Genomic DNA, 22,170 nt, shown 5'->3' with positions numbered 1-22,170 from the left:
ATCGATAACTTGCGACGGTCATGCATATTTTCGCGTCGCCAGTGAGCTATGCAAGGGCCCGGTTCACGAGATTTCCCGGGAGATAACTGATGGCCATCTGGCTCAAGCGCGGTGCATCGGCGGAAGCGAAGGCAGATGCTGACCGCAAGGTTCGCGACATCGTCGAAGCGGCACTGGCGGACATCGAGAAGCGCGGCGACGAAGCCGTACGCGAAATGTCGAACAGGTTCGACGGGTGGGACCGCGAAGACTACCGCCTCTCGCAGGCTGAGATCGACGCCTGCGTCGACAGCCTTACCGCGCAGGAGCGCAAGGACATCGAATTCGCCCAGGCTCAGGTGAAGAACTTCGCGCAGATCCAGCGCGATTCGATGAAGGACGTCGAAGTCGAGACGATGCCCGGCGTCGTGCTCGGTCACAAGAACATCCCGCTCAATTCCGCCGGCTGCTACGTGCCGGGTGGCAAGTATCCGCTCCTGGCTTCTGCGCACATGAGCGTGATCACCGCCAAGGTCGCGGGCGTGAAGCGTGTCATCACTTGCGCGCCGCCGTTCCAGGGTCGGCCCGCACGCGCGATCGTGGCCGCGCAGGCCATGGCCGGCGCCGATGCGATCTATGCGCTGGGCGGCATCCAGGCCGTGGGCGCAATGGCGCTGGGCACGCAGTCGATCGATCCGGTCGATATCCTGGTGGGCCCGGGCAACGCCTTCGTCGCCGAAGCCAAGCGCCAGCTCTATGGCCGTGTCGGCATCGACCTGTTCGCCGGCCCGACCGAGACGCTGGTCATTGCCGATGACGTGGGCTGCGATCCCGAGATCGCCGCAACCGACATCCTCGGCCAGGTCGAGCACGGCCCCGACAGCCCCGGCGTGCTCCTTACCAATTCCGAGAAGTTCGCCCGCGAGACGATGGCCGAGATCGAGCGCCTGCTGCAGATCCTTCCCACCGCCGACCATGCCCGCAAGGCCTGGGACAGCTTCGGCGAAGTGATAGTCGCCGACAGCTACGACGAGATGGTTCGGATCGCCGACGAGATCGCGTCAGAACACGTGCAGGTCATGACAGCCGAGCCAGATTACTTCCTCAAGCACATGACCAACTACGGGGCGTTGTTCCTGGGCAGCCGCACCAATGTCAGCTTCGGCGACAAGGTGATCGGCACCAACCATACGTTGCCGACGAAGAAGTCGGCGCGCTACACCGGCGGGCTGTGGGTCGGCAAGTTCCTGAAGACCTGCACCTACCAGCGCGTCACCACCGACGAGGCCTCGGCACTGATCGGCGAGTATTGCTCGCGCCTGTGCGCGCTGGAAGGCTTTGCCGGGCACGGCGAGCAGGCCAATATCCGCGTGCGCCGCTTTGGCCAGCGCAACGTCCCCTATGCTGGGCAAGCCGAACCGACCGAACAGACGAAGGCCTGACTTTTCGGCCTCTCCCCGGCAGAGAAACGAATTGCGGTGGGCAGGCCGCTTCGTCCGCGAAACAACAACGCGAGCCAAGGACCAAAGGATAGAGACATGACCTTGCCTGTAACTCCCAGCTTCAGTCTCGAGGGGCGACGTGCACTCGTAACGGGCGCGGGCCGCGGCATCGGCCTTGCCGCGGCTGCCGCACTGGCCCAGGCCGGGGCTGAAGTCACGCTGGTTGCGCGTACCGCATCGGAGATCGAGGCGGCGGTAGCCGAACTTGAGGCAGCCGGGCACAAGGCGCAGGCCGTCACGCTCGACGTCTCGGACCTCGCGGCGGTCAGTGCCTTCTTCGAGAGCCGCGATCCCTTCCATGTACTCGTCAACAATGCGGGCACCAATCGCCCCAAACCGATGTGGGATGCCAACGAGGATGATTTCGATGCCGTCCTCGGCCTCAACGTGAAAAGTGCCTTCTTCGTGGCCCAGGCCTGCGTGAAGCGCATGATGGGCACGGGCACGCAAGGCTCGCTGATCCACATGGGATCGCAGATGGGCCATGTCGGCGGCCCCAACCGCTCGCTCTACTGCGCCAGCAAATGGGCGATGGAAGGCATGAACAAAGCCTTTGCGCTCGACCTTGCCCCGCACGGGATCCGCTCGAACACGATTGCACCTACCTTCATCGAGACGCCGCTAACCAGACCCTTCTTCGAGGACGAGGCCTTCAGGGCCAGCGTCCTGTCCAAGATCAAGCTGGGCCGGATCGGCCAGCCCGAAGACCTGATGGGCGCCGTGCTATTCCTTGCCTGCGATGCCTCCGCCCTGATGACCGGCACGAGCCTTGTCGTCGACGGCGGCTGGACCGCAGAATAGAACCTGGAGATACTCGGGTCCTTTCCCGGAAACTACGTCCGGAACCTCGCCAACAATTTCACCTTGGTGTGAGGCGGCCATGAAGTGGCGGCGACGATGGGCTGGCGACGGCCACTGAACCCGGCACCGTCAGTTGGTCAAGACCCGGCCGAACCGCAGTTTTGCGAGCGACAAGGCTCCGCCAAGAAACAGCGCGGTGATCCCGACCGCCTGCATGCCAACGGGCTGAAGGACCGAAAAGCCGAGAAGCGAAGCCACGGTGGGAGAAAGGAAAACCGCCGAGAATACCCCGACCACCAGCCCCATGATGATTGCAAGTGGCAGGTTGTGTTCGACCTTGCCGCCCGGTGCCAGCGAGCGGAACGAGCGATTGGCCAGCACGAGTGCAAGTACCGCGACGATGAGACCGGCAAAGCTCGTCGTCCGCGCGGCATCTGCCGGAATGGCGCCATGGCTTGCCCAGCCGGAAAGCAGCAGCAACGAGGCCAATACGAGGAAGCCCTGCATAAGCGACCAGCCCAGCAGGCTTCGCGAGATCAGCGGGCTCTCCGGCGCCCGGGGCGGCCGACGCATGATGTCGGGTTCCTCGGGCTCTGCCTCGAAGGCCAGCGAACAGACCGGATCGATGACCATTTCGAGCAGGGCGATATGCACCGGACCCAGGATCAAGGGCCAGCCTGCCAGAAGCGGGAAAATGGCAAGGCCACCGATGGGAATGTGGACCGCAAAAATGAAGCCAACGGCCTTGCGCAAGTTGTCGTAGATGCGCCGGCCAAGCCGGACCGCGGTAACGATCGAGCCGAAATCGTCGTCGAGCAGGACGACCGATGAAGCTTCCCTGGCGACATCCGTTCCCCGCTCGCCCATCGCGATGCCGATGTGCGCAGCCTTGAGAGAAGGGGCGTCGTTCACGCCGTCCCCGGTCATTGCGACGACTTCGCCCATTGCCTTGAGCGCCCGCACGATCCGCAGTTTCTGGTCGGGCATCACCCGCGCAAAGACCGCGACGCCGCCGACACGGCGCACCAGCTCGGCATCATCCAGACGCGCAATCTCATCCCCGCTCAGGACATCGCCTTCGACGATGCCGGCCTGCCGGGCAATGGCGCGCGCTGTCGCAGGGTAGTCACCGGTGATCATCACAAGGCGGATGCCGGCCTCCTGCAACTGCGTGACTGCCGGCGGGACCGAGGCGCGGATCGGATCGGCAAGGCCGACGAGACCGCGAAAGGTGAATGCGAACCCGCTCTGGTCGTCCGGCAGGCTCCCACCTTGCCAACGGGCCTCGGCAATGCCCAGAACCCGTAGCCCCTTGCAAGCCATCTGCGCGGCGTCCGCTTCCAGGGTAGCGCGGTCGTCATCCGTCATGCCGCATAGCTGCGCAATAGCCTCGGGCGCGCCCTTCGCGGCGACGATCCCGTCGGATGTCGTCCCGTTGGTCCACACATTCGCCATCGCCAGGAGCTGTGAGGAGAGCGGATATTGCCGGTGCAGGTGCCAGCCATTGCGCTTGCGCAGCTTGAGCTCACGCTCGGGATATTCGTCGTCAAGCGCGTGGAACGCCTGTTCCATCGGATCGAACGGCTCTTCCAGGCACGCCGAGATCCCAAGGGCCGCCAGTTCGGCGAAGGTGGACCCGAGCGTGTCGTTTTCGCCATCGAGCCGCTGCACCGAACCGTCGGGCAGCCGCAACTCGGCAATCGCCATGCGGTTTTTGGTGAGCGTACCCGTCTTGTCGGTGCAAAGGACAGTGGCGGCGCCCAACGTCTCGATCGCACTGCCCCGGCGTGCCAGCACACGCCTTTGCGCCATGCGAAAGGCGCCCATCGTCATGAACAGGGTGAGGACGACCGGAAGCTCCTCCGGCAGGAGCGACATGGCGATCGCGATGCCTGAAAGGAAGGCTTCCAGCCAGCCTCCCCGCAGCAGGCCGTAAAGCAGGATGGCAAGGACACTCACGCCAAGGCCGAGCACGGCCAGCCAGCGCACCAGCCGCTTCGTCTGAAGAGTAAGATGGGGCACTTCGGTTTCCAGCGAGACCAGAGACTGACCGATCCTTCCGATTTCACTGTGCAGCCCGGTTGCAGCCACTTCGACCGTCCCTGCCCCGCGAACGGCGAGAGTGCCCGCAAAAAGATAAGGCAGGTCCTCACCTCCCGGACGGGGCGGCTGCGCGGCAGGCTCGCCCTCCAGAGGCGGCTTGGCGACCGGTACAGATTCACCGGTCAGCAAAGACTCGTCGGCCTGCAGTCCAGAGCCTTCGATGACCCAGCCGTCTGCAGCGACCCGGTCTCCTTCCCCGACAACCATCAGGTCACCGCGCACCACTTCGCGCGAGGGTATTCGCTGCCTGTGGCCATCGCGAATGACCAGTGCCTGCGGCATGCTGAGGTCGCGCAGGGAATCGATTGCCCTTTCCGTCCTGGCTTCCTGAACGATGGCAATGACGACGGTGAGCCCGGCGAAGGCGAGCAGGATTAGCGCCTCGTGAAGATCGCCAAGCAGCAGGTAGATTCCGCCTGCCGCAAGCAGCAGCAGCAACATCGGCTCACGCAGCACGTCACGTACGATGCGCAAGGGAGAGCGGCTGCGCGCGCCCGGCAGGGCATTTGGGCCTTCTTCGCGAAGGCGCGCTGCTGCCACCTCGCTTGGCAGGCCCCTTCGCATCGAACCTGAGGCCTGGCCGTCCATGATCTCCTTTCGGGAACGTCTATTGCCCGGAACCCAATATACCGGCTTTGGCGGGAAATGTGACCCGCAGTATCATGTCAGACAAACCAGGATGGCCCCTTGATCGAGATCATCGAACGCATGCGCGTATGGTGGACAACCTCGGCCCGCTTCGAAAAGAGACGCAAGCGCCCCTCCCTACTCAGCCATTGCAGGCATTCCCTCCCGAGGTCGGATCGCCGGTGCGACGGTCGCGCTTGTAGAGATCGGGATAGAATCGGAGCCGGCCCTCTGCATCGGTGCCCGCTGTGAAGTAGGTGATGTAGACCGGCAGCGCCTTTTCGAGAGTCAGACGCGTCGTCTCTTGCTTGGCGACGATGGTATCGACCTTCTCTCGATCGTGTTCGCCGCCAAGCACCTTCGCTGCGAAGCCGAGGGCATCGCCTATACGAATGCAGCCGTGGCTGAATGCGCGCACGTCTTTTGCGAAAAGATCCTTGCTGGGCGTATCGTGAATATACACGGAGAAGGAATTGGGCATGTCGAGCTTCATTTCCCCCAAGGCATTGCCCGGCCCCGGCTTCTGGCGGACCTGCCCGCCGCTTCGAACGTAGCCGAGGCGAGCAGGAAATACGCCATGCTTCTCGCGCACGATGCTGGCGGGCACCACCCACCAGGGATTGAGGATCACGCCGGTTATCCTGGCGGAGAACACCGGGGTTGGCGTCGAGCGCTTGCCGACGATCACCGGCCATGTGCCCTCCCGGCGGTCTTGACGCCACAACTCGGCTTCGAACGCGGCTGCATTGACAAGCACGTAATCGGACCCGAGCGACTGGGGCATCCAGCGCCAACGTTCCATGTTGCGCGCAAGGGTCAGGCGGCGTTCCGGATCGGCCTCGCTGGCATAGGCCCGGCGCAGGGCCTCGTATTGACCGCTGTGCGGCTGCAGCCCTGAAAAAAAGGAATCCAGGACATCGAGCGACACCGCGCGAGCCAGCCGTTCACGCAAGTCGACGGCCCTGTCGGTATCGACGATGTGCCAGCCTGCACGCTGACCCGCGCCAGCCGCCCCGAGCAGCTGCATACGCGCCAGGTCCAGGGCGAGGGCCGTTGCAGCCTGCGACACGGCATGAGCGTCACCTCGGGCCTGCGCCTTCTGCAAGGGGCCGGTGTCGAGAACCGGCAGCGCATCTTCCGGAGCCCGCGCCACCCAATCCTTGAGCCTTGCCAGCGTGGCGGGCGTCCAATCGACCGGGTCCTGCGCGCGCGCGGCGCCTGGCGTCAAAAAGAATGCCGTGAATACAACCGGTATTGACCGAAGGAGAGCGGCAATCGCGATGAACGGTTTGAAATTGACGCCCGATGACCTTACGTCATGAACAACGGTATCGAGGATTTCCACATCATGACTCTCAGTCGGCGCCATATCATTGGCGGCGCTCTTGTGGGTACTGCGGGGCTGGTCGCGCCGCGCGCTTTCGCCGCGGTCCGATCTACGGAAGAATCAGACCTGCTGCCACAGGCAAAGGCCGCTCTTGATGTCCATGCATCCCGAATCCGCCACCGCGACGTGGTCGGACTCGTCGATTTTTCGCAGCCTTCGCGCAACCCGCGCTTCCAGATCGTCGACTTGTCCAGCGGTCGGATACTGCAGACGTACTTTGTCGCGCACGGGCGCGGCTCCGATCCGGGCAACAGCGGATTCCTCGAGCGGTTCTCCAATCGGCCGGGTTCCAATGCCTCGTCCCGCGGCAGCTTCCTGACGGCCTCCACCTATTACGGGAAGCACGGACGCTCGGGCCGTCTCGTCGGGCTCGACCCGGACAACAGCAATGCGGCCAGTCGCGCCATCGTGATGCACGGGGCCGACTATGTGAACCCGCATATGGCGCGCCTCAGCGGCAGGATCGGACGCAGCCTGGGATGCTTCTCGGTGCCGGTTCACGACATCAACGAAGTGCTCGGCCATCTGGGCGAGGGCCGCCTGCTCTTTGCCTGGAAGTAGGCGTCGTTTCACCGCTGCATCACCCTTGGCCGATCCGGTCCTTCTCGTGGCCGGCTTCACGCCGCGCGGCATTGATGGCGATCAAGAAGGGTTATGGGCGCATGCAGACCATGCGCCCGCATTCCTGGTCACGATCGCCAGAGCGTCTCGTAGAGCGCGAACTGGGATGTGGGGTGATGAATGAAGCGCTTTTCGTCTTCGATCGCCCCAACCGCCACATCCTCGCGGCTGAGAAGCGCGAGCGCGCCATCCAGTGCGTCGAAGTACGACTCGGTGAGACCATCCATCGGCGGGAAGGACAAACCGACCCGCCCGGCCAGATCCGCCGTCGCTGTCGCATCGACATGGTTCTGGCGATAGCGCACGCCCTCCACCTTCTCGCCAAGTGCGGCATGGCGACCGAACCATTGGTCCATGAAGTCGTCATGGCTGAGCGAGGGAACACGGCGTAGCGGCATGACGACGAAAACAGGCCCGTCACCGGCCGTGATCGCGATTTCGGTTCCGGCGAAAACGGCGGCCGTCTGCCTGTCGATGCGATCGCCCAGAACGCGCGCCATGCCTGCAATCGCGACCTGCAAGGGCTCTGCCGCCGCGTCGCCAGCGCCGCTGGCCTCGAAGACATAATCGAACGGGGCCGGACTGTCCGCCATCAGCACTTCGTGAGGAAGCGGATCGTAGCCGGTGAGCCTTCGCCCTATGCGCAGGTCGGTTCCGGGCGGCAGATCGGCCAGCAGCGCCGCCGCGGCCTCCTTCATTTCCGCCGGCAGGCCCTCTTCCCCACCGCGCGCGGCGCTGAAATAAAGACCCGCCTTAGCCCGTTGGTGACTCTGGCTCATTCCGCGGCCATCGCCGGAATGGCGCAGGCCGTGTTGGTGGCGTCAAGCACCGCGAACATGCGACCGATCCCGATGAACTGGGCGACATCGAAGCAAAGCTCGACGATTTCTTCCTCGCTAAAATGCTGGTGCAGCCTGATGAAATCGTCATCGCCGACGTCGAAGTGGTTGAAGGCCATCTTTTGCGCGAACACGATGGCCGCACGCTCCCGTTCGGAGAAGAGCGGCGAAGTCTCAACCCCGGGCAGCGCCGCGATCAGTTCCTCGGTCAGGCCTTCCTCGATCGAATCCTGATACCGCGACTGCAGGCAATTCGCGCACTGGTTGATCTGCGCGATCGCAAGCCGGACCAGTTCGACGAGCTTGCGGCTGAGCAGTCCCTGCATCTGCAATTGGGCATAGAAGGCACCGAAAGCCTTCACGATATCGGGGCGGTGGGCCACGGCTCGCATGGCCGTTCCATCGCCGACCATCTCTTGCATGTTGGTGGCGATCTCCGCCATTTCCGGATCCATCTCTGAAAGCTCAAGCAGCCGAATCCTCGACATCTTCATTCTCCCGGTATGTTCTATCCTGCAGACAATACTACCCGCGCAGGCTGCAGTCTCCAGTTCTCGACGCGACTCACACCTATCGAAAGTCCTAGTACGATTGCGATCCCAGGGTATTGCGCCTCGGCATCCCTTTACTTCAGCAGACTGCAGCGACCGGGCCAAGCGACTGTAGGGAAGAGCAGAATTGCATTCCGCACCCGCCGGGGCCAGAACGTGCAAAGGCAATGCAAGGTCGTCGTGGATGCTCAAGATAAAACGCCTGGCCATCGACACTCACCCCGAGAACACCGCTTTCCTGCTGCGTCACGGCAATGGCTACTCGGCTGAGCAGTTCCAGGCCCTGCGCAAGATCCGGATCAGCAGCGATACCTCGGAAATCCTCGCCACGCTCGCAGTCGTCGACGAAAGCGCCTGGATCACGGCGGGCGAGATCGGACTGGGAGAACAGGCCTTCCGCCGGCTCGGCCTGCCCGAAGGCGCCGAAGTCGTGATCGAACAGGCCCGCCCGCCGGTCAGCCTCGAATTCGTGCGCCGCAAGATCGACGGGGATACGCTGGAAGACAGCGAAATCGTTGCCATCGTGCGCGACATCGCCGCCCATCGCTATTCGCCCATGGAAATCGGCGCCTACCTCGTCGCCTGCGCCGGATTCATGAGCACGCAGGAGACGCTGTCGATCACGCGCGCCATGGCCGACGTCGGCGAGAAGCTCGACTGGAAGTCGCCGCTGGTGGTCGACAAGCATTGCATCGGCGGCATTCCCGGCAATCGCACCTCGATGATCGTCGTCCCGATCGTGGCCGCGCACGGCCTGATCATGCCCAAAACCTCGTCGCGCGCGATCACCTCGCCCTCGGGTACCGCCGACACGATGGAAGTGCTCGCCAATGTCAATTTGTGCGCGAGGGACATGCAGGCGATCGTGTCGAAGGAACATGCCGTCCTGGCCTGGGGCGGCCAGGTCAACCTTTCACCCGCCGACGACATCCTGATCTCCGTCGAGCGCCCGCTGCGCATCGATACCTTCGAACAGATGGTCGCCTCGATCCTCTCCAAGAAACTGGCGGCAGGATCGACCCATCTCGTGCTCGACATCCCGGTAGGGCCGACCGCCAAGGTCCGCTCGCAAAGCGAAGCCGTGCGCCTGCGCAAGCTTTTCGAATATGTCGCAGGCAAGTTGGGCATCGAGATCGACGTCGTCATCACCGACGGTTCCCAACCGATCGGGCGCGGCATCGGGCCGGTGCTGGAGGCACGCGACGTCATGGCGGTGCTGCGCAACGATTCCGATGCGCCCGAAGACCTGCGCGACCGGGCGCTGCTGCTGGCCGGGCACATTCTTGATTTCGATCCCGAACTCAAGGGCGGAAGAGGCTTTGCCAGGGCGATGGAAATGCTGGCGTCCGGCGCCGCTTTGCAGGCCATGGAACGGCTGATCGCTGCGCAGGGCCCGCAGACCGAGAAATTCGCGCCTGGGCAATTCACGCATGAAGTCTGCGCGCCGCTCGATGGTCGCATCAGCATGATCGATTGCCACGTGATCGCTCGCATCGCCCGCCTTGCCGGGGCGCCGATGGACAAGGGCGCAGGCATCGACCTGCTGCACAAGGTCGGCGAACAGGTCCGCAAGGGAGAAGCGCTCTATCGTATCCATGCCCAGTCCGAGACGGGCCTGGGCTTTGCCCGCGATCTGGCTGGCGAGGACAGCGGTTACGAGGTCCTGCGTTGAACGCCCTCGTCCTCGGTTTTGCGCATTCCCTGTCCAGCGCGCAAGCACTGGCAGCGCAGTTGGGACTGCCTTGCGACAAGGTCGGTGTGCACCGCTTCCCCGACCTCGAAAGCCTCGTGCAGGTGCCGCGAAGCGCGCCAACAGTCGTTCTTCACCGCTCGCTGAACGACCCCAACGCCAAGCTCATCGAACTGATCCTTGCCGCATCGGCAGCGCGCGACGGCGGCGCGCGGCGCGTGGTACTGGTCGCGCCTTATCTCGCCTACATGCGCCAGGACATGGCCTTCAAACCGGGCGAAGCGGTAAGCCAGCGCGTCATCGGGCAGCTCATCGCCGCGCATTTCGACGGCATCGTCACCGTCGACCCGCACCTTCACCGCGTGGCCACCCTGGCCCAAGCCGTGCCGGGCATTCCCGCGATAGCCCTCTCGGCCGCCCCGGTTCTGGCCAGCGCGATAGAGGCCGGGCAAGACCCGGTCATCGTCGGACCCGACAGCGAATCGCGTCAGTGGATCGAGAGCATCGCCCGGCCGCTCGGCCTCGACATGCTGCTCGGCAGCAAGGAGCGCTTCGGCGATCGCAAGGTCGCGCTTTCCATTGCCGGGATCGAGAAGGCGAAAGGGCGCAGTGCGATCCTGGTGGACGACGTCATTTCCAGCGGAGAGACGCTGATCGCCGCAGCAGGTGCCCTACGCAAAGCCGGTGCGCAGCGCATCGAGGCGCTGGCAACGCATTGCCTCGCCAGTAGCGAAGACCTTGCCCGCATGACAGCCAGCGGGATCGCGCGCATCGTCTCGACCGACAGCATTCCCGGCCCGACTTGCGGACCGACGCTGGCGCCGCTCCTCGCCGATGCCCTCAAGTCCTCGGGCCTGCTTCAGACCTGATCGTTATCGCCCGGCGCGTGGCGGCGCTTTTGCCGTTCGCGCGCCTCGTTGTAACTGTCGAGAACACGGCGCATGTCGGCGAGCGCCTGCTTGCGCGCCTTTTCGTCGCGGATCTTGCCCAGATGCGCCTTGAGGTTCGAGACGAAGTCCGCGTATTCGTTCTGCCAGTCGGTGCCGGCCATCTGCTCCAGATCGAGCCGGCCGGTCTGCGTACGCCGCGCCGGTTCGCCTGCGCCCAGCGCATAGACCTCGCCAATCTGCGGCTTGATCACGCGCAGCTTCGGGTCATCCTTTTCCACCTGCGCCTTGAGCGACGCGATCGCCTCGCTCTCGCCATGGCTCAGGAACAGGCTGCCGACTATGGGCCGCCGCGCCGCGATCCAGGCCAGCAGCTCGTCGCGGTCGGCATGGGCAGAATAGGAATCGATGCGCCTGATCTGCGCGCGCACATTGATGTCCTCACCCGAAATGCGCACCCGCTTCGCTCCCTCCAGGATGACACGGCCCAACGTGCCCTGCGCCTGGAAGCCCACGAACAGGACTGTCGATTCGCGCCTGTGCAGGTTGTGCTTGAGATGATGGCGGATGCGGCCTGCCTCGCACATGCCCGAGGCGGCCATGATGATCGCCCCCGACAGTGTGTTGATCCGCATCGATTCCTTCACATCCTCGACGTAGTGGATCGCGGGATGATGGAAGATGTCGTCGCCGCAGATGTCTTCCAGTTCATCGGCATGGGCTGCAAAGACCTTGGTCGCCCGGCTTGCCAGCGGCGAATCGACGAAGACCGGCACATTGGGAATGCGGTTGGCATCGGCAAGGCGCGCAATGTCGAGCAGCAGTTCCTGCGTTCGTTCCAGCGCGAAAGTCGGGATCACGAGGTTGCCGCCGCGTGCAATGGCGTCCTTGATCTCGCGCTCGAGCTGGCTGCGGCGCTGCGCCATTGTCAGCTTCTGGCGCGCGCGGTCGCCGTAAGTGGATTCGCAAATGACGTAGTCGAACTGCGCCGGCGCTTCCGGATCGGGATGAAAGGCCTTGTGCTCGGGGCCGAGATCTCCCGAACACAGAATGTGTACGCCGCCGATCATCAGTTCGACCGAAGCAGAACCAAGGATATGGCCGGCATTCCAGAGGCGGGCACGAAATCCGGGCACCGGCTCGAACCACTCTTCGCGCTCGACCGGCTCTGACATGCGCCAGGCCTTCAGGGCATCTTCCGCGGTATAGATCGGCACGAAGCGCTCCTCGCCCGCCCGGTCGCGCCTGCGGTTATGCCTCTCCGCCTCGCTTTCCTGGATGCGCCCGGCATCGCCCAGCATGTATTCCAGCAGATCGGAAGTTGCCTGAGTACACCAGATCTTTCCCTTCCAGCCCTGTGCGACAAGCTTGGGCAACAACCCGCAGTGATCGATATGCGCATGAGTGAGGACCACGGCATCGATCTTGTCGATGTCGAAATCGAAGGTCCCGTGATTGAGCGCTTCGAGACTGCGCGAGCCCTGAAACATGCCGCAGTCGACCAGCAGGTGCCGTCCGCCAAGCTGGAATTCCATGCACGATCCGGTGACGGTCCCGGCCGCACCATGGAAACGGAGCGATAGCGTGTCTTCGTCGGCCATGGGCTGGCTCTCCTCTCATACGGGCCTCTCCCATGCCTGCCACGTGCAATCGGCTGCGTAATTGCGCTGGATCATGGATCGCCCGCCCGGTCCCGGACATAGCCTTTACAGCAGATGGCGGAAAGGCTGTGCTTTTGGAGCAGTTTGCGCCATCCTGTGCCCAGCCTGTCGCGGCAGCGGCCTTTCGGTCTCGGGCCAAGCGGCGCCCTGACCAGTCTCGGAGGTGACCTTCGATGGCAGTACCGGATCGTACCGAGCACAGCGATGGCGCGGTCGTGGCGGTTCGCGGGGCTGTGGTCGATGTCCGTTTCCAGCCGGGCAAGCTCCCCGCGATCGAAGAGGCCGTGCTGATCGAAGAGACCGGCGGGACCAGCATCATCGCCGAAGTGCAGGCCCACCTCGATGTGCGCACGGTACGCTGCATTGCCCTGCAGGCGACTGCCGGCCTCAGGCGCGGAGAGCGCGCAAAGTCGCTTGGCGGTCCGCTTACCGCTCCGGTCGGACAGGCCGTGCTGGGCCGGCTCATCGACGTGGTCGGAAACCCCGGCGATGACGGACCGGCGATACCGCCTGCCACGCCGCGCCGTCCGATCCACCGCCCCCCTCCGCCGATAGCGATCCAGGGCCCATCGACAGAGCTGTTCCTGACCGGGATCAAGGCGATCGACCTGCTGACACCGCTTTCCCACGGCGGCAAGGCGGCGATGTTCGGCGGGGCCGGCGTGGGCAAGACCGTGCTGGTCATGGAACTGATCCACGCCATGGTCAGCGGCTATCAGGGCATCTCGGTCTTCGCAGGCGTCGGCGAGCGTTCGCGCGAAGGCCACGAGATGTTGCTCGACATGCGCGAGTCCGGCGTTCTGGAGCGCACCGTCCTCGTCTACGGGCAGATGAACGAGCCGCCCGGCGCACGCTGGCGCGTGCCGATGACCGCACTTACCATCGCCGAGCATTTCCGCGACGAGGAACACCGCAACGTCCTGCTGCTCATGGACAACGTGTTCCGCTTCGTCCAGGCGGGCGCAGAAGTGTCCGGCCTGCTGGGCCGCCTGCCCTCTCGCGTGGGCTACCAGCCGACGCTGGCCAGCGAAGTGGCCGCGCTGCAGGAACGCATCGCTTCGGTCGGCGAGGCCGCAGTCACGGCCATTCAGGCCGTCTATGTCCCTGCCGACGATTTCACCGACCCGGCCGTCACCACGATTGCCGCCCATGTCGATTCCATGGTCGTCCTGTCGCGCTCGATGGCTGCAGAGGGCATGTATCCAGCCATGGATCCTATCGCTTCGTCCTCGGTCCTCCTCGACCCTGCCATCGTCGGACATGAACATGCCCGCGTCGCCATCGAGGTTCGCCGGGCGATCGAGCATTACCGCGAGCTGCAGGACGTCATCGCCCTGCTCGGCATGGAGGAACTGGGCAGCGAGGACCGCCGCATCGTCGGGCGAGCGCGCAAGCTGCAGCGGTTCCTGACGCAGCCCTTCTCAGTGACGGAGGCATTCTCCGGCACCCCCGGCAAGTCAGTGAAGCTGGAAGACACCATCGCCGGCTGCCGGGCGATCCTCGATGGCGAATGCGACGACTGGCCGGAAAGCGCCCTGTTCATGATCGGCCCACTCGAGGAAGCCCGGGCGAAGGAATCCGCCGCAAGGGAGGCCGCCGCATGAACGACGGGCTCCACCTCTCCATCGCGACGCCTGAAGCCTCGGTGGTTTCGGTCGAGGGTGTGCGCTCGGTGCGGGCAATGGACGAGAGCGGCAGCTTCGGATTGCGGCCGGGCCATGCCGATCTCCTGACGGCGCTGCCCGCCTCGGTCGTGCGCTGGTGCGAGGCCGATGGAACCATGCGTTATTGCGCGGTACGCGGCGGCGTCCTCACGCTGAGCGGCGGCAGGCACCTTGCCATTGCCTGCCGCGAAGCCTTTTGCGGCGAGCGGCTCGACAGATTGGAAGCGCAAGTTGCCGCCATGCGCGAAAGCCAGGGCGAGGCGGAGCGCAAGGCGCGGGTCGCACAGACGCAGCTTCATGCACGCGCGGTTCGCCAGCTCATGCGCTATCTGCGCCCGGGTAGCGGCGATCCGCTGCGCGCCATCCTCGAAGGAGAGGTGCCATGACCGCGGACCCGCCCGACGACCGCCTGGCCGAAGCCGCGCGCACGGAGGAACGACGCGCCCGCCTTGGCAAGGATGTGCCCGAACCCTCGCTCGGCGCGCGACTGGGCCAGATTGGCGTGCTGGGTTGGATGATCGTCCTGCCCATGCTTTTCGCCCTGTTCGTCGGCCGCTGGATCGACCGGCACCTGGCCACCGGGATCGTCTTTTCCGCCGCTTTCCTGATGCTGGGCGCAGCCCTTGGCTTCTGGTCTGCCTGGCGCTGGATGCATGGACGCATCGGATGATGCAGCTGGCCCCGATCGCTCTTGAGGCTCTGGCCGGTTTCGCAGTGGGATTGCTGCTCGGCCTGATCCATTTCCGCTCGCTGCTGCAGGTCAGCGGCGATTACCTGCAAGGCAGGGCCATGCGCGCCGCCCTGCTCCAGCTTGCCCGGATGACCGTGCTGGCCGCCGCGCTCTACGTCATGGCGCGGGTCGGCGCGGGCTGCCTGCTGGGCGGCGCGGCCGGAGTTCTCGTCGGACGCAGGTTGGTCATGCGAAGGGTTGGCAAGGAGGAAACGCCGTGAACGCCTCTCCGCTTGCCATCGAGCCGGTCTTCCACATCGGGCCCGTGCCGATCACCCAGCCGGTCATCGCGACCTGGGCGATCATGGCGGTCATGACGCTCGGCTCGGTCCTGCTGACCCGCCGCCTTGCACTGCGCCCCGGAAAGGTACAGGCGGCCGCAGAACTGGTAACCGGTGCCATCGACCATCAGGTTCGCGAAGTCATGCAGTCCGATCCGGCGCCCTACCGCGCCCTGATCGGAACGATCGCACTGTTCATCCTGATTGCCAACTGGTCCGGCCTGCTCCCCGGCGTCGAACCGGCGACAGCCCATCTGGAGACCGACGCCGCGCTGGCACTGATCGTGCTGGCCGCCACGCTCTTTCACGGCGTGCGGGTCAACGGCCCTGGCGGCTATCTCAGGACGTTCGCGCAGCCCAGCTGGATCATGATACCGCTCAACATCATCGAGCAACTGACGCGCACGTTTTCCCTGATCATCCGCCTTTTCGGCAATGTCATGAGCGGGGTCTTCGTGATCGGCATCATCCTTTCGCTTGCCGGCCTCTTCGTGCCTATCCCACTCATGGCGCTCGATCTGCTGACGGGCGCCGTGCAGGCCTACATCTTCGCCATTCTCGCCGCAGTCTTCATCGGCGCCGCGATCAGCGAGGGCTCCCCATCCAGAAATCCAACGACCAGCCAGGGAGATGTGCATGACGATTGAGGAAATCAGCATCCTTTCAGCCACCATCGCCGTATCGTTCGGAGCGATTGGTCCGGGGCTTGGCGAAGGCCGCGCAGTCGCGGCGGCCATGGACGCCATAGCGCGCCAGCCCGATGCAGCGGGCACCATTTCCCGCACGCTTTTCGTCGGCCTCGCCATGATCGAGACGATGGCGATCTATTGTCTCGTGGTCGCCTTGCTCGTGCTCTTCGCCAATCCCTTCGTGAAGTGAACTGATGCACCTCGACTGGTGGACACTGGGCCTGCAGACCATCAATCTGCTGGTGCTCCTGTGGCTGCTGGGACGCTTCCTGTTCCAGCCGATGGCGCGCATTGTGGCCCAGCGCCAGCAAGCGGCGGCAAAGCTGCTAGGCGACGCCGAAGCAGAACGTGCGAAGGCGGCAGAGGCCCTTGCCGGGACGCAGCGCGAGCGCGGCGCGCTGGAAAGCCAGAAGCGGCAACTGATCAAGGAAGCACAGGCCGAGGCGGAGGCCACTCGCACCGCAATTGTCGGGGCCGCCCGCAAGGAAGCCCACCGCATCGAAGAGGACGCGAAGAACGCGAGCACGCACTTGCGCGCGCAAGCAGCCGAGCAGGTAGAACACGATGCCAGCCGGCTGGCGACGGAAATCGCCGCAAGGCTGCTGCAAGGCCCGGCAAAGCAGATCCCCCTCACCGGGTTTCTCGGCGGCTTCGAAAATGCCCTCGCCTCGCTGCCCGCCGAAGTGCGCGAGCGGATCGGGCTGCAAGGCAAGCCGCTCACCGTCAGCCTCTCGCGCACGCCTTCGCCGGACGACCGCGAAGCGCTGCTCGCGGCCCTAACGCGCGCATTGGGCCGGGAGGTCGAATTCGACACGGTGGTGGACCCCGAACTTATTGGCGGCCTTGCCCTGGAAACGGACATGGCCGCTATCGAGAATTCGCTGCGGTCAGACCTGAGCCATGTGCTGGACGGACTGGATGACCATGACCGGCACTAGGCCATCCCAACCCGGCGGCGCGGCAGCCGACGATCCGCTTGCGCACGACTGGCTGGCGCGCCAGCGCGAACGGCTTGCCGGGATTGCCTTGTCCGCAAAGGCCGAAACCTTCGGCCGGGTCACCCATGTCGCCGACGGCATTGCCCGGATCCAGGGCCTGCCTGAAGTCCGCCTCAACGAACTGCTTCATTTCGAGGGCGGGCAGACCGGGCTCGCCCTTGCCCTCGACGAAGACGCGATCAGCGCCGTCCTGTTCGACGACCTGACAGGCATAGAGGCAGGCACGCGCGTGTCGGGAACGGGCGATGTCGTCCGGGTGCCGGTGGGGCCGGATCTGCTTGGCCGGATCGTCGACCCGCTCGGCCGCCCGCTGGACGAAGGCGATGCCATCGCCCCGGCCGATCATTGGCCGGTCGAGCGCCCGGCCCCGGCGATCATCGAGCGCGACCTTGTGTCGCAGCCCGTCGAGACCGGCGTCCTGGTGGTCGACTCCCTCTTCGCATTGGGCCGCGGGCAGCGCGAATTGATCATCGGCGACCGGGCGACAGGAAAAACCTCCATCGCCGTCGACGCCATCGTCAACCAGAAGAATTCCGGCGTGGTGTGCGTCTATGTCGCGGTCGGCCAGCGCGCTACGGCGATCGAGCGGGTGATCGAGGCGGTGAAAGTCCACGGCGCGCCGGAACGCTGCATCTTCGTGCTCGCCTCTGCCGCGGCCAGTCCCGGCATGCAGTGGATCGCGCCCTTCGCCGGTATGACCATGGCCGAATATTTCCGCGACCGGGGACAGGACGCGCTGATCGTCATCGACGACCTGACCAAGCACGCCGCCACGCACCGCGAACTGGCCCTGCTGACGCGTGAGCCTCCCGGCCGCGAGGCTTATCCCGGCGACGTCTTCTACCTGCACGCTCGGCTGCTGGAACGCGCGGCGCATCTCTCGCCTGCGCTTGGCGGCGGCTCGCTCACGGCCCTGCCGATTGCGGAGACTGATGCAGGCAATCTTTCAGCCTATATCCCGACCAACCTCATTTCGATCACCGACGGGCAGATCGTCCTCAGCACGAACCTGTTCGCGGCCAATCAGCGCCCCGCCGTCGACGTTGGCCTGAGCGTCAGCCGCGTGGGCGGCAAGGCACAGCGCCGCGCGCTGCGACAGGTCTCGGGACGGATCAGGCTCGACTATGCCCAGTTCCTTGAACTGGAGATGTTTACCCGCTTCGGCGGAATGTCGGACCAGCGCTTCAAGCCGATTCTCATACGCGGCGAGCGCATTCGCGCGGTTCTCACACAGGACCGCTTCGCGGGCCTGTCGGGCGCAGCGCAAGTGGCGCTTCTTGCCGCTCTCAATGCCGGAAAACTCGATACAGCGGCGCCCGAGACGATCCCCGCCTTGCAGAGCCGGGTGGATAGCGCACTGGCCTCCGGCGCCCGCGATCTGGTCGACAGGATCAACGCCAATTCCGAGATCGATGATGCCGACCTGACCCGCCTTGCAGACATCGTCGGTGCATTGGCCGACAAGGCACAGGACCATGGCTGATCGGCTTGCCGAAGTCGAAGCGCGGATCGAAAGCGTTCACCAGCTCTCATCCGTCATCGGCGCCGTGCGCGCCATAGCCGCGGCTCGCTTGCGCGAAGCCAAGGCAAGGCTTCCCGGTATCCAGACTTATGCCCGGACAATCGGCGAGGCGATTGCCCAGGCGCTTGCGCTTGTCCCCCAGGCGCCCGTCAATGCCGCTAAAGGCGGGAACCGGAAATCCATCGTTCTGGCAATCGGCGCGGAGCAGGGGTTCGTCGGCAATTTCAACGGCCGACTTCTCGATGCCCTTACCCCGCTGACAAGGTCGAGCCGAACTCCGAGCTGCGAACTTCTCCTCGTCGGCAGTCACGTTGCTTCGGCCGCGTCGGAACGCGTGCTTACCGTCAACTGGTCCGCCCCGATGGCGACCCATGCGCAGGAGATCGCTGGACTCGCCAACCGCATCGCCGATGCCCTGTTCGATCGTATTGCGAACGGCGAGGTCAGTGAGGTGCTGCTCGTTCACGCCGCGACCGACGCGCAGCAGCCCGAGAGCCCGGTGCAAGTCCGCCCGCTCCTGCCCTTCGACTTCTCGCGCTTCGCCCCTCTCTCCAAGGCCCAGCCGCCGATAATTCAGCTGCCGCCGGAAAGGCTGCTTGCACAGCTGGCCGACGAATACGTTTTCGCCGAGATCTGTGAAGCGCTTGTCCTTTCTTTCGCAGCAGAGAACGAGGCGCGCATGCAGGCCATGGTCGCGGCGCGCGAAAACGTGGCCCGCCGCAGCGACGAACTTGCCGCCAGGGCGCGACTCATGCGGCAGGAACAGATTACCGAAGAAGTCATTGAACTTGCCTCCGGTGGGGCGTCCCTGCGCTGATAAGCGCCAGCGCCGCCAGCCCTTTTGCAGCCAGATTGCTCTGGATCAATGCAAGAGACAGGCGCATGATCCTATCCAGACCGTACGCTTGCTGGGAGTCTCACCATGACGATCCAGAACCGAATAACGGTGAACGAGGCCGACTTTCTGGACGGCCTGCGCGACGCGGCCCGGATACTGCCGAGCCCCGACGCGCCGCACTTCGCCGATGCGTTCGAAAATTTCGGCGATGCGCGGGTCGTGCTGCTGGGCGAAGCGACGCATGGCACTCATGAATTCTATGCCGCGCGCGCCGCGATTACCCGGCGCCTGATCGAAAAGCATGGCTTCAACATCGTGGCGGTCGAAGGCGACTGGCCGGACGTGGCCCGGATCGATGCCTATGCCCGGCACCGCGCCGCCCGCCCGCGCAAGGGCGAGCCCTTCGTGCGCTTCCCGACGTGGATGTGGCGCAATGAGGAAGTCTTGTCTTTCGCCGACTGGTTGCGCGGCCATAATGAAGCTCTTCCCGATAAGGAGCGGGCGGGCCTCTATGGTCTCGACGTCTATTCGCTGGGCGAGTCGATCCATACCGTGATTGCCTATCTCGATGCGCATGACGAGGCCGCGGCGGCCGAGGCGCGCCGGCGATATGCCTGCCTCATGCCCTGGCAGGATGAACCGCAGCACTATGGCCGGGCGGTAGAGCATGGGACCCTGCACGGCTGCGAGGACGCGGTGGTCGCGCAGCTCGAAGGCCTGCTTGCCGAGCGGATGGACTATATCCGACAGGACGGCGAGGCCTTTTTCGATGCAGAACAGAACGCGCGCATCGTGCGCGCCGCCGAGCAATACTACCGCGCGATGTATCGCGGTTCCGCGGCAAGCTGGAACCAACGCGATCGGCACATGTTCGATACGCTGCTCAGGCTGATGGCCCATCGCAAGGACGCCCGTGCCGTGATCTGGGCGCACAATTCGCATGTCGGCAATGCTTCGGCGACGGCGATGGGCTGGCACGGCGAATTCAACATCGGGGAACTGTGCCGGGCGGCCTTTGGCAACGAGGCAGTGCTGATCGGTTTCGGCACGGATCGCGGCACCGTCGCGGCGGCTTCGGACTGGGGCGCGGACATGCGTGTGATGCAGGTTCGCCCGGCGCGCGACGATAGCTGGGAAGCCGCGTTCCGCCGGACGGGTCATGCCCGAAGTCTGACCGATTGGCGCAGACGCAAGGATCCGCGGCTTGTCGAGATGCTGTCCCAGACCCTCCTCGAGCGGGCAATCGGGGTCGTCTATCGTCCCGAGACCGAACGCGCGAGCCACTATTTCGAAGCCATCCTGGCCGACCAGTTCGACGCTTTCGTCTGGTTCGAACAAGCCAGGGCGGTCACGCCCCTGGGGCATGAACGCCCGCACGGCGCGCCGGAAACCTGGCCCTTCGGACTATGATCGCGCCGCTCCCTTCAACCGGGCTCAAGGAAGTTCAGATTGGCCCGCATGCGCTAGCCGCTATCCTGGGCGTACCGGCAGGGGCGCGAGGTCTCGTCATCTTCGCGCACGGCAGCGGCAGCGGCCGGCTCAGCCCGCGCAACAATTACGTCGCGGCCCGACTGCGCGATGATGGACTGGCAACGATACTGCTCGACCTGCTGACGCCGGAGGAGGAACACGATCGCCGCAACGTCTTCGACATCGCGCTGCTGGCCGAGCGCTTGAGCGGCGCTGCCGACTGGACCCGCGATCATCCCGAAACAAGCGACCTGCGTCCCTGCTACTTTGGCGCCAGCACCGGTGGCGGCGCGGCGCTCAGGGCCGCTGCCGACGATCCGCGCATTGCCGCCATAGTCTCGCGCGGCGGTCGTCCGGACCTTGCCGGGGCGGACATGCTTCCTCGTGTGCAGGCCCCGACGCTGCTGATCGTCGGAGAGCTGGACGGAATAGTCATCGATCTCAATGCCGCCGCCTACGATGCCCTGAGGTGCGAAAAGGACATGGCCATCGTTCCGGGCGCCGGACATCTTTTCGAGGAACCCGGCACCCTCGATCAGGTCGTCACACTCGCGAGTCTGTGGTTTCGCCACCACCTTGGAAATGTGCTATGACTGGTCGGTCCGGATTTGCCGATCGCGAGGATGCCGGAGTAGCATTGGCGAAGGCTGTCTCAACGCTCGACCTGAAAGACCCGGTCGTGCTCGCCCTGCCCCGCGGCGGCGTGCCGGTGGGTTTCGAAGTGGCGAAGGTCCTGGGCGCACCGCTCGACATCCTGATGGTGCGCAAGATCGGCGCGCCGGGTCACGAGGAATACGGCATTGGCGCCCTTGTCGACGGGGCATCGCCGCAAATCGTCATCGACGAGGCTATGGCCCGCCTGGTCGGCGCAGACCGCGACTATATCGACATGCAGATCGCCCGCCAGCTTGCCGAGATCGAGAGGCGCCGCGCGCTCTACCGCACCGGCCCTCCAGTGACGCTCTCCGGCTGCACGGTTATCCTTGTCGATGACGGGATCGCCACTGGCGGCACCGTGCGCGCCGCGCTCAAGGCACTCGCCAAGGCAGGTCCCTCGCAGATAATCCTCGCCGTTCCCCTAGCCCCTGCCGACGTCCTCCCCGAGTTGCGGGAAATGTGCGACATGGTGATCTGCCTCTCCTCACCCACGCCATTTCATGCGGTTGGCCAGCATTACCGCAACTTCGACCAGACCGGAGACGAGGAAGTCATTCGCCTGCTGGTAAAAGCCAAGGCCTGGGAAAAGCCGGGCCTGCGCGAGGCCAGCGATATCTGAAGCCTCGCTGCGGCAAGGAGAAGCCCCCCGACGGCACGATGGCGCCAAGCGCAA

General features: G+C 64.8%; 22 protein-coding genes. 17 read left to right on the top strand and 5 right to left on the bottom strand.

Annotated elements, in window-relative coordinates; all coding sequences use genetic code 11:
* Positions 1–89 precede the first annotated feature (89 nt).
* Together hisD and J3474_RS21320 are read left to right on the top strand one after the other, a co-directional pair.
* On the top strand, positions 90–1,421 hold the full coding sequence (gene hisD / locus J3474_RS21325; RefSeq protein ID WP_207095530.1) for a histidinol dehydrogenase: 1,332 nt from the start codon (positions 90–92) through the stop codon (positions 1,419–1,421).
* 96 nt (positions 1,422–1,517) lie between these two features.
* Complete coding sequence (locus J3474_RS21320) at positions 1,518–2,282, top strand: SDR family NAD(P)-dependent oxidoreductase (protein ID WP_207095529.1); 765 nt, start codon at positions 1,518–1,520, stop codon at positions 2,280–2,282.
* Positions 2,283–2,411: 129 nt separating this feature from the next.
* Here J3474_RS21320 and J3474_RS21315 read toward each other — a convergent pair whose 3' ends face one another.
* Complete coding sequence (locus J3474_RS21315; protein WP_242528540.1) at positions 2,412–4,973, bottom strand: cation-translocating P-type ATPase; 2,562 nt, start codon at positions 4,971–4,973, stop codon at positions 2,412–2,414.
* Positions 4,974–5,154: 181 nt separating this feature from the next.
* Positions 5,155–6,240, bottom strand: coding sequence for a L,D-transpeptidase family protein (locus J3474_RS21310; protein ID WP_242528539.1), 1,086 nt, complete (start codon positions 6,238–6,240; stop codon positions 5,155–5,157).
* A gap of 90 nt (positions 6,241–6,330) precedes the next feature.
* On the opposite strand from J3474_RS21310, the gene J3474_RS21305 reads away from it, so the two are divergent.
* Positions 6,331–6,960, top strand: coding sequence for a murein L,D-transpeptidase catalytic domain family protein (locus J3474_RS21305; RefSeq protein WP_242528538.1), 630 nt, complete (start codon positions 6,331–6,333; stop codon positions 6,958–6,960).
* A 128-nt stretch (positions 6,961–7,088) separates the two neighbouring features.
* Here the strand turns inward: J3474_RS21305 and J3474_RS22830 are convergent, their stop codons facing one another.
* Both J3474_RS22830 and J3474_RS21295 read right to left on the bottom strand, forming a co-directional pair.
* Positions 7,089–7,799 (bottom strand): EthD domain-containing protein, encoded by a 711-nt coding sequence (locus J3474_RS22830; protein ID WP_242528537.1) that lies wholly within the window; start codon positions 7,797–7,799, stop codon positions 7,089–7,091.
* Positions 7,796–8,347, bottom strand: a complete 552-nt coding sequence (locus J3474_RS21295) for a carboxymuconolactone decarboxylase family protein (RefSeq protein ID WP_158511828.1) — start codon at positions 8,345–8,347, stop codon at positions 7,796–7,798. Before J3474_RS21295 ends, J3474_RS22830 begins: the two co-directional genes overlap by 4 nt.
* A 247-nt stretch (positions 8,348–8,594) precedes the next feature.
* On the opposite strand from J3474_RS21295, the gene J3474_RS21290 reads away from it, so the two are divergent.
* The gene (locus J3474_RS21290; protein WP_013836753.1) at positions 8,595–10,082 is read left to right on the top strand and encodes a thymidine phosphorylase family protein; all 1,488 of its coding nucleotides are present in this window, start codon (positions 8,595–8,597) and stop codon (positions 10,080–10,082) included.
* A complete protein-coding gene (locus tag J3474_RS21285; protein WP_207095526.1) occupies positions 10,079–10,969 on the top strand; it encodes a ribose-phosphate diphosphokinase in 891 nt (296 codons plus the stop codon). Before J3474_RS21290 ends, J3474_RS21285 begins: the two co-directional genes overlap by 4 nt.
* On the opposite strand, the gene J3474_RS21280 is transcribed toward J3474_RS21285, so the two are convergent.
* The gene (locus J3474_RS21280) at positions 10,960–12,588 is read right to left on the bottom strand and encodes an MBL fold metallo-hydrolase (protein ID WP_207095525.1); all 1,629 of its coding nucleotides are present in this window, start codon (positions 12,586–12,588) and stop codon (positions 10,960–10,962) included. The genes J3474_RS21285 and J3474_RS21280 overlap by 10 nt on opposite strands.
* Positions 12,589–12,821: 233 nt before the next feature.
* On the opposite strand from J3474_RS21280, the gene atpD reads away from it, so the two are divergent.
* The 12 genes from atpD (at position 12,822) to J3474_RS21220 (ending at position 22,116) form a co-directional block, all read left to right on the top strand.
* Positions 12,822–14,252, top strand: a complete 1,431-nt coding sequence (gene atpD, locus J3474_RS21275; RefSeq protein WP_207095524.1) for a F0F1 ATP synthase subunit beta — start codon at positions 12,822–12,824, stop codon at positions 14,250–14,252.
* Positions 14,249–14,698: a F0F1 ATP synthase subunit epsilon gene (locus J3474_RS21270; RefSeq protein WP_207095523.1), complete on the top strand. Its 450-nt coding sequence runs from the start codon at positions 14,249–14,251 to the stop codon at positions 14,696–14,698. Before atpD ends, J3474_RS21270 begins: the two co-directional genes overlap by 4 nt.
* Positions 14,695–14,982 carry an AtpZ/AtpI family protein gene (locus J3474_RS21265; protein WP_041558333.1) on the top strand — a complete coding sequence of 96 codons (288 nt, stop codon included), beginning with the start codon at positions 14,695–14,697 and terminating at the stop codon, positions 14,980–14,982. The genes J3474_RS21270 and J3474_RS21265 overlap by 4 nt, the downstream gene beginning before the upstream one ends.
* Positions 14,979–15,263 carry an ATP synthase subunit I gene (locus J3474_RS21260; RefSeq protein ID WP_007014696.1) on the top strand — a complete coding sequence of 95 codons (285 nt, stop codon included), beginning with the start codon at positions 14,979–14,981 and terminating at the stop codon, positions 15,261–15,263. The genes J3474_RS21265 and J3474_RS21260 overlap by 4 nt, the downstream gene beginning before the upstream one ends.
* Complete coding sequence (locus tag J3474_RS21255) at positions 15,260–15,970, top strand: F0F1 ATP synthase subunit A (protein ID WP_207095522.1); 711 nt, start codon at positions 15,260–15,262, stop codon at positions 15,968–15,970. Before J3474_RS21260 ends, J3474_RS21255 begins: the two co-directional genes overlap by 4 nt.
* On the top strand, positions 15,954–16,202 hold the full coding sequence (locus J3474_RS21250; RefSeq protein ID WP_007014698.1) for a F0F1 ATP synthase subunit C: 249 nt from the start codon (positions 15,954–15,956) through the stop codon (positions 16,200–16,202). Before J3474_RS21255 ends, J3474_RS21250 begins: the two co-directional genes overlap by 17 nt.
* A gap of 4 nt (positions 16,203–16,206) precedes the next feature.
* Positions 16,207–16,950, top strand: a complete 744-nt coding sequence (locus J3474_RS21245) for a F0F1 ATP synthase subunit delta (protein ID WP_207095521.1) — start codon at positions 16,207–16,209, stop codon at positions 16,948–16,950.
* Positions 16,937–18,493 carry a F0F1 ATP synthase subunit alpha gene (locus J3474_RS21240; protein WP_242528553.1) on the top strand — a complete coding sequence of 519 codons (1,557 nt, stop codon included), beginning with the start codon at positions 16,937–16,939 and terminating at the stop codon, positions 18,491–18,493. Before J3474_RS21245 ends, J3474_RS21240 begins: the two co-directional genes overlap by 14 nt.
* Complete coding sequence (locus J3474_RS21235; RefSeq protein ID WP_207095519.1) at positions 18,486–19,349, top strand: F0F1 ATP synthase subunit gamma; 864 nt, start codon at positions 18,486–18,488, stop codon at positions 19,347–19,349. Before J3474_RS21240 ends, J3474_RS21235 begins: the two co-directional genes overlap by 8 nt.
* Positions 19,350–19,454: 105 nt before the next feature.
* The gene (locus J3474_RS21230; RefSeq protein ID WP_207095518.1) at positions 19,455–20,780 is read left to right on the top strand and encodes an erythromycin esterase family protein; all 1,326 of its coding nucleotides are present in this window, start codon (positions 19,455–19,457) and stop codon (positions 20,778–20,780) included.
* On the top strand, positions 20,777–21,433 hold the full coding sequence (locus J3474_RS21225; protein ID WP_013836744.1) for a dienelactone hydrolase family protein: 657 nt from the start codon (positions 20,777–20,779) through the stop codon (positions 21,431–21,433). Before J3474_RS21230 ends, J3474_RS21225 begins: the two co-directional genes overlap by 4 nt.
* Complete coding sequence (locus J3474_RS21220) at positions 21,430–22,116, top strand: phosphoribosyltransferase (protein ID WP_207095517.1); 687 nt, start codon at positions 21,430–21,432, stop codon at positions 22,114–22,116. Before J3474_RS21225 ends, J3474_RS21220 begins: the two co-directional genes overlap by 4 nt.
* Positions 22,117–22,170: the final 54 nt, after the last annotated feature.

It is taken from the genome of Novosphingobium sp. PY1 (assembly GCF_017312445.1).
Classification (GTDB): Bacteria; Pseudomonadota; Alphaproteobacteria; order Sphingomonadales; family Sphingomonadaceae; genus Novosphingobium.
The sequence above is the reverse complement of the archived record's forward strand: the minus strand, read 5'-3'. Positions and strand labels throughout refer to the sequence as shown.